Origin of the sequence: Pseudarthrobacter sp. B4EP4b, assembly GCF_006680095.1 — a bacterium.
GTDB lineage: Bacteria > Actinomycetota > Actinomycetes > Actinomycetales > Micrococcaceae > Arthrobacter.
Genome location: NZ_VHIJ01000033.1, coordinates 86,804 through 93,590, shown reverse-complemented (window position 1 = coordinate 93,590; position 6,787 = coordinate 86,804). Strand labels below are relative to the sequence as shown.

The following is a 6,787-nucleotide window of genomic DNA, read 5'->3' as shown; positions in this document are numbered from 1 at the left end:
GAGTACCTGCAAGGACACCTCGCCCGTTAGCGCTTCAAGCCTCAGCCACGGCAGCTGCGGCGGGGGTGGGGGTGGAGGTGGCGAAATGCTTAATGGTAGAAACGTGGGTGCGTTTGCCCTGGCTCGTAGCGCGAGGTGATGGGACAGAACTCAACTGTGACTACACCGATTAGACCCGGGGCCAACCTGACAGACCGTCGGCTATCAGTGGTGGCCTCGGCAGGGGGACATGGCCCCAAGCGGGTCATCCCTGAGTATCAGGCACTAAAGGCAGGAATGTCCTGCGTGGCGTGACTGCAGCACCTCGGCATTACTGCAGTAATTATCGCGTAAGGTACGCGCAGATTTCGGCTGGAAAACTTTGAATTCACCGTGAAAGCGGCAGCTTCTAGGCCTCTTCCACTACCGGATTTAGGAGCCGATAACCGACGTTATGTAAAGCTACCCCCTGCGTATTGCATCGGATGCATCATTTCCAGGCTCTGGATGGCGTTCAGGGACGGGCCGACGTGCCCTCTGGTGCAAATGCCTACTCCTTAACCTTGCAGGTTTCTTGATGTTTATTTGATCTGCAATTGAGAAACATTTGCAATAGTGCTCCTGTAAGGGATGTAAGGGATGAAAAAGAATCGACAGGAGAAACATTGGCTGTACGAGTCACACACGTTCGTCTTTCTGGCTTCGACAGCCATGAGAACATCACGCATTTCCAGTGGATCGAGGAAGAAACTTGCAAAACGGGATGGAACAACAAGGCATCGATGGTCGAATGGATGGACGTTCAGGGCGGACGCGCTTACGTAGGCTCCTCAAACGCCAGAGCTGAGGTCGGAGTCATCAAACCGGAGGGCCGGGCTCCCTACCTGCGGACGTACGCAGATGGCGACTGGAACAACAATCTGCTATCCCTTCCCCGCTTTTGAAGATTATTGAGCAGGGGAAACCTTCCGGCCGCCGAAAAATGTCGGTCTATGTCGATAAGTTAGCCGTGCTACGCCCGCCCCTAGTCTTGGAGAAGATATGACCAACTACACCGCCGGCATGTTCGGCGACGCCGTCATGACTGACTTCTCCATTCGCCGGGCAAGCAACGGTGTCGTTAAAGAATCTCTTCGCGCCTCAGCTGGACTGGAGTCCAAGGCGCTCGGACATCCAGCTTACGAAGACCTGCGAGTTGGTGAGCGCCTGACTTCTCCCATGGTGATGGTGTTTATTGACCTCACAGACTTCACCGGACGTAGCTTCTGGGATGACGAGACAGAAGTTGCGGACTTGGCGCACGCCCTGCTGACAGGGTTTGTACAGACAGTGACCGCTTTTGGCGGCTTCCCCCTGGGGCTCCGTGGCGACGGCCTGTTTGCCGGCTTTGGTCCGGGCAACGCTCACATCGACAGTGTCATGGCGTTGAGTGCCTGCGCTTTCGCCCTAGACGCGGTACAAAATGAGGTGAACCCCCGCTTGCAGGGCAGGAACATTCAACCGGTTCAAGCCCGGGCAGGCCTTGACTACGGGCGAATTACATTTGTTCGCAGTGGTAGCCAAGAGCACAGCGAAGTTAACCCCCTAGGTTTCGCGGCCAACTTCGCGGCCAAATGCGAAAAACAGGCAAACTCCTGGGAGATCGTGATCGGACAGGGCATAGCCGAACAATTGCCCGACTCGTCGACCTTTAGCCGGCACGAAAAATCGCCTAAGTCCTACCAACGAGCCGGGCTGGTCAAGACCTATAACTACTACCAGTACCACTGGCGCAGAACCCTCAAACACATCCCGGGCACCGTCCAGCAGATCAACGGCAAAGCCACAGCGAGTATCACGATCAACTGACTTACGAGGAGTTAACCTTGACCATCGCCGCCCTCCTTCGTCATCACGGCGTGAGTGTGCCCAGATACGTGACCGTCGACGGACAAATAGTATTCGACAACGTCACAGTGACAGCCGAGAAGTCATCGCACCCTGTCCATGGAACGGTAACGCCTGTAGCCAAGCACACCTTTCATGGAGGAGAGACCCCGTCCGAGGACAGAGGCCTTTCCACCTCGCCGTGGTGGGATAACAGCGCGCACTTGAATCGCCACCGCGCCGCCATGGAGAAATCATTTCCGGATTGGGTGTATCTCGCTGCGGGAGAAAACACGGGGCCATCGTGGGGAGGCACTATCGATACCCGGCGCGGCAAATTCCTTGTAGCCGTCTACCCCCGCCGTGATGGGGGACTCCCCAGGGTTGCGGTACTGGGACCGAAGCTTGGTGTGAACGCAGGAAGACGCTGGATCCCGTCGCCTCATTTGTACCTAGATGGAAGCCTCTGCGTGGCAGCAGTTGAGGACTGGGATCCACAGGAGCACACCGTTGCGACAGTCGTAGCCTGGGCTGCTCACTGGCTGGCTGCCTACACAGAATGGCGGATGAGTCGCCGCTGGCCTGTGGAAGGGTCGCAGGGCATTGCGGCCTAGGCGAAATCCCAACCCCACGGTAAGCCCTTTGGTTACTGATCCGGCGATCGTAGATAGGCCAGCTGACGGGAAACCGGCCGACGGTGGCTTTCAGGCAATGGATCAGTTGGCCAATTGGGTTCGCTTTGCTGACACGAAAGCAACGATTCTGACAGCTGGTCTGGGTGTCTTCCTGACCATGCTGATTAGTAATTCCCGAACGATCCTTGAGGCCGTCGGCAAAAGCCACGTCTCAGCAGCCGTTGTAAGCGTACTCGCCGTAGGAACGCTCCTTGCCGTCGGCTGGACCCTGTTTTGGTTGGTCCGGGCAATCGGACCGCAAAACAAGGTCTTTTACGCCCGACTTAATCGCTTCGCCTGGCCTTCTCTTGTTCGGGCAACAGCCGAGCAATTGCTTGAGCATACGAGCCAAAAAGACGTCCGGGCGGACGCGTGGCAGCAAGTCCTCGACCTGTCTGTTTTAGCGGACCGCAAGTTCTCCGCCTGCGGAAAGGCTGTCAATGGTTTTGCCGCTCTTGTATTGTTCGGAACGGTGTGCGTAGGGGTATCAATGCTTCTTACAGCTGTCTAAATATTGATATGGGGCTGAGGATGTGGCCTGGACAACGGGCTGCCCGCCAGGAGCGATTCCCTAGCCGAGGGCGTCGGCTTGGTCCAGCTCGGTGACCACACTGCGGGCATCAGGGGTGCTGGTAGATTCCAGGGCCTCGAGGGAGCGGCCCTGGGATTCCTTACGTCGGAACGGACTTCGTCGTAATCGGTATCCGCAGCCAGTTCTCATTTCATCGTTGGCCGGGTCTTTCCCGACCAGCGTGCAACCTACACCATGTCGGGCTAGTTCCCCCTGCCGAAGCCGGGGCCCTTCGAAGAGACTCGAACGGTCCTTGCGTGTTATAGACATGCCGGGGTGCGGAGCGCCTTGACGCGTTTCGTAAGGGCGCCGACACTCGTTCTCACAGGTCGAGGATTGGAGGTCGCCGTGAATGGTCAGCGCATCGGCTATGTGCGGGTGAGCACCGTGGATCAGAATGAGCTCCGCCAGCTCGAAGGACAGGTCCTGGACCGAGTTTTCACTGATAAGGCCTCCGGAAGGGACACCGCTCGGCCGCAGCTGACAGAACTGCTGAGGTTCGTCCGCGACGGCGACACCGTGGTCGTGCACAGCATGGACCGGCTGGCCCGCAACCTTGATGACCTGCGCTCTTTAGTGCAAAGCCTCACTAGACGAGGGGTAAGTGTGGAGTTCCTCAAGGAACAGCTCACCTTTACCGGCGAAGACTCCCCCATGGCCAACCTCATGCTCTCAGTCATGGGCGCATTTGCTGAATTTGAGCGTTCTCTGATCAGGGAACGCCAGCGAGAGGGCATCGCGCTGGCAAAGCAGCGCGGCGCGTACAAAGGACGCAAGAAGAACCTGACACCGGAACGGGCCGCCGAGCTGGTCCAGCGCGCCGGCAGCGGCATTCCTAAAGTCGTCCTTGCCCATGATTACGGAATCAGCAGGGAAACCGTCTACCAATACCTGCGCCACGCGAATGGAGTGAGTCCAAAGCCCCTTCCACCAGCACACCTCCCCTAGCAGCGCTTTACAGACAGGGCTGGTCCGGCAGTTATCGGACGCGCGAAGTTCTCATCTGGACGCCGGGCAGACAACTGAATTGGCCCCCGTACAGGCCTATGTTCACAGTGGATAGTCCTTTGCATCGGGCCACGGCTCTTGCCAGCTTCGGTTCTGCGGGTGGCTCGCTAGCCACTGACGGATGTTGATGAGAATTTCGTTGACGTCGTGCAAAATGTCCCTTTGCTTGAGAACAAGCGTGCTGTCCGTCACGTTACTTCGTAGGGCGTGCGCGGGTTTTTGCCTCGCTGCGCGAACGTCGCGCATGGGTTTCAGTGCCCACCTCGCGCTATGTGCCTGCACGTGATTTGTCGTCATGAACAGCTCAAGCCGGTTTAGAGTGCCCAGACGGTCGCCTTTCGCGTTTACTTTCGGGACTTTAGCCTTATCGAGGGCCGCACCGTCTATGTTGTCCGACAGGAGCTTGTCGAACGAGTGAATGAAGTGGTCCCACTCTCGCTGGTCCGCTCGGAGAATCCATCCGAAGTCTTCGGGCAGTTCGTGAGACCGGAAAAGACGTGCGCCCCACACGTTCTCAAACAAGTCGCTGATAGCTTTGAGCTCCTGGTTTGAGCCGTGCGAACGGCCCTAGGCCATCCGGCCAGTGACCCATCTGTGAGGCGTACCAGACGGGGTGGGGGTCTATGCCATCGTCACCGACTTGGAAACTCGCCCAGCGCTGCTGGTGCTCAGGGGTCAGGTCGTCCAAGTCGCCGTAGAAGGCCGCAACACGTCGAACGATTGGCGTGTTCGGTACTTCAGGGTCGTACTGGCGCATGTCGTATGCAAAGCCGAGGTGCATAAGACCGACATGATCCTTCTCAGGCTGATGGCCGTCGAACGCCTCGTCGGACAACCAGAAGTTAATGCCGAAGTCGCCCATACCGAACCTGAATCGAGCATCGTTCCGATAGCTCTCAAGCACATCCGCACTGAAGAAAGCGAGCTCCAAGGTGGACCGGCCCCGTGCCATTGCCTTAGCGAATGGGGCATCTTCACACTTTTTCGGAAGCTTCGTCCGCTTCAGCGCCTTCGCCCTGGGATAGAGGCAAACGCCGTAGTCGTCATCGGAGAGCTCGCGAAGTTCTCTAATTTGGTCGGCGACCTTTCGACGCGTGGGCCAAGGGCGGATGTGGATGTTCATGTAGTCGCTCGGGCCCACTACTTCAACGAGGCGGGCGGTCACCAGCTCGGCCGCGGCCTCGAGGTCTTCCCTTGAGTTCCAAATCGTACTGATGTGCAGCCCGTTGAAGTCTGCAGACTTCATGTATCGCTGCTTCACCTTCTTTAGTAGCCCTCGCGCGGATTGCGAGACGTCGTCCTTTGTGGCCATGGCGACCTAGCCTGCTCCCTTGGTCAAATCCTGATTGGCCACTCCCCCGTTGGATAACTCAACAGATTGCGGGGCTTCAATTGAAACTTCGAGGCTCCTGACGTACTAGTTCTGGGCGCCCAAACGCTGTCACCGGCCAGACTTGTTCAAAGGATGTCATTTGCAGATTCTATTGGGACTGAACTTAAAACTGCAGCGCCTAACCTGTTGGGGCTAATAGGTGTCGCCCCTGCTAGCTTTACAGAATCTTTATTATCGGCGTTCGGCAACGGACGGGGAGTGGCCGAAATAGGGAGTGCTCCTCTGCCTGGCGGTGAGGCCAGCTGGAGCGTAGATGCTAGGCCCATGTGATTTGCAGCGACAGCTGTCTGGACTCATCTGCTGCCACTCCATCGACTCGTCTGCTGCGAGGTCGTCAAGGGCTGGATGGAGAGTCTGGCGGGAGTGCTGCTTCGCCCAGGTCGAAAGGGAATCTAGAACGATTCCAGAAGTGGTGGGTCGAAGACATCGACTCACTCGGCGGGGCGGAAGAAGTTCCGCAGAGCCTCCGCAACCGCTTCTGGCTGCTCGAGCGGTGGGAGATGTCCGGCACCTTCGATTCCGACCAGTGTTCCACGCTGCACGTTTTCGGCGATGAACCGCATCTTGCCTTCGGCGTCCCCGGTGTCGAACTCACCCCAGACGGAGAGAACCGGCACGGCGATTTGATTGAGGTGGTCGCCAACGTCGTGTTTGTCGAGAGCTTCGAGATAGCGAGCGTACGTTTCGTCGTCGGCGTTGGAAAGCGACTCCAAGAGGGCGTCGATCTCGGGCCCGAGCGCCTCTTTCCCGCCGGGGGCGAACCAACAGTTTGCAACGTAACTCGCTCGGGACGCCATGCCCTTCTCTCGCACGCCGGCGGCCATCGCTGCCATGCTCGGGTCGCTTGCCCTCCGCGCGCTACTGCATACGGCTGCGACTGCCGTTACGCGGTTGGGATGCCGGCGAGCCAGCTCAAGTGCGACGGCGCCGCTGATGGAGTCCCCAGCGTAAAACGCCTTCTCCACGCCGGAATCATCAATCAGTTGCACAACGGCGTCGGCCATGTCAGCAAGCGAGAAGGTTTCATGCACGCCAGGTGCGCCATTGAACCCGAAGTGCTCGAATGTCTGCGTTCGGTAATCAGTCGCCAGGAGCGCGGCCACCTTGTCCCACATTGAGGCCGGCGCTCCAAGTGCCGGAGCAAGAATCAGAAGGGGCGCGTCTGCGCGGCCGCTAGGTTCGTTTGCGAACAAGGTCATCTCTGGCATGATCTACCTCCTGTTAGAGGATTGGCCTATTGGTCTTACCGTTTAGTATAGCTGCAGCTTTGAGACCATCCCTATCATTTTTCTGAGT

General features: G+C 58.0%; 7 protein-coding genes. 4 read left to right on the top strand and 3 right to left on the bottom strand.

Annotation, left to right across the window (positions count from 1 at the left end):
- Positions 1–575 precede the first annotated feature (575 nt).
- The 4 genes from FNL14_RS12375 (at position 576) to FNL14_RS12350 (ending at position 4,038) form a co-directional block, all read left to right on the top strand.
- Complete coding sequence (locus tag FNL14_RS12375; protein WP_370455857.1) at positions 576–923, top strand: DUF3892 domain-containing protein; 348 nt, start codon at positions 576–578, stop codon at positions 921–923.
- Between the two features lie 97 nt (positions 924–1,020).
- The gene (locus FNL14_RS12370) at positions 1,021–1,827 is read left to right on the top strand and encodes an adenylate/guanylate cyclase domain-containing protein (RefSeq protein ID WP_142060456.1); all 807 of its coding nucleotides are present in this window, start codon (positions 1,021–1,023) and stop codon (positions 1,825–1,827) included.
- Between the two features lie 660 nt (positions 1,828–2,487).
- Positions 2,488–3,030 carry a hypothetical protein gene (locus FNL14_RS12360; RefSeq protein ID WP_142060454.1) on the top strand — a complete coding sequence of 181 codons (543 nt, stop codon included), beginning with the start codon at positions 2,488–2,490 and terminating at the stop codon, positions 3,028–3,030.
- Between the two features lie 408 nt (positions 3,031–3,438).
- Entirely contained in the window at positions 3,439–4,038 is a 600-nt protein-coding gene (locus FNL14_RS12350; protein ID WP_142060473.1) for a recombinase family protein, read from the top strand.
- 102 nt (positions 4,039–4,140) lie between these two features.
- Here the strand turns inward: FNL14_RS12350 and FNL14_RS12345 are convergent, their stop codons facing one another.
- From FNL14_RS12345 to FNL14_RS12335, 3 genes are all read right to left on the bottom strand, one after another.
- The gene (locus FNL14_RS12345; RefSeq protein ID WP_142060452.1) at positions 4,141–4,620 is read right to left on the bottom strand and encodes a hypothetical protein; all 480 of its coding nucleotides are present in this window, start codon (positions 4,618–4,620) and stop codon (positions 4,141–4,143) included.
- Positions 4,613–5,410 (bottom strand): hypothetical protein, encoded by a 798-nt coding sequence (locus FNL14_RS12340; RefSeq protein ID WP_142060450.1) that lies wholly within the window; start codon positions 5,408–5,410, stop codon positions 4,613–4,615. The genes FNL14_RS12345 and FNL14_RS12340 overlap by 8 nt, the downstream gene beginning before the upstream one ends.
- Before the next feature lie 512 nt (positions 5,411–5,922).
- Positions 5,923–6,699 (bottom strand): alpha/beta fold hydrolase, encoded by a 777-nt coding sequence (locus FNL14_RS12335; protein WP_142060448.1) that lies wholly within the window; start codon positions 6,697–6,699, stop codon positions 5,923–5,925.
- Between the last annotated feature and the right edge of the window lie 88 nt (positions 6,700–6,787).

Excerpts from the sequence above, each read along its gene's own strand:
- FNL14_RS12370 (WP_142060456.1), top strand. The coding sequence starts at position 1,021 with ATGACCAACTACACCGCCGGCATGTTCGGCGACGCCGTCATGACTGAC.
- FNL14_RS12335 (WP_142060448.1), bottom strand. The coding sequence starts at position 6,699 with ATGCCAGAGATGACCTTGTTCGCAAACGAACCTAGCGGCCGCGCAGAC.
- FNL14_RS12340 (WP_142060450.1), bottom strand. The coding sequence starts at position 5,410 with ATGGCCACAAAGGACGACGTCTCGCAATCCGCGCGAGGGCTACTAAAG.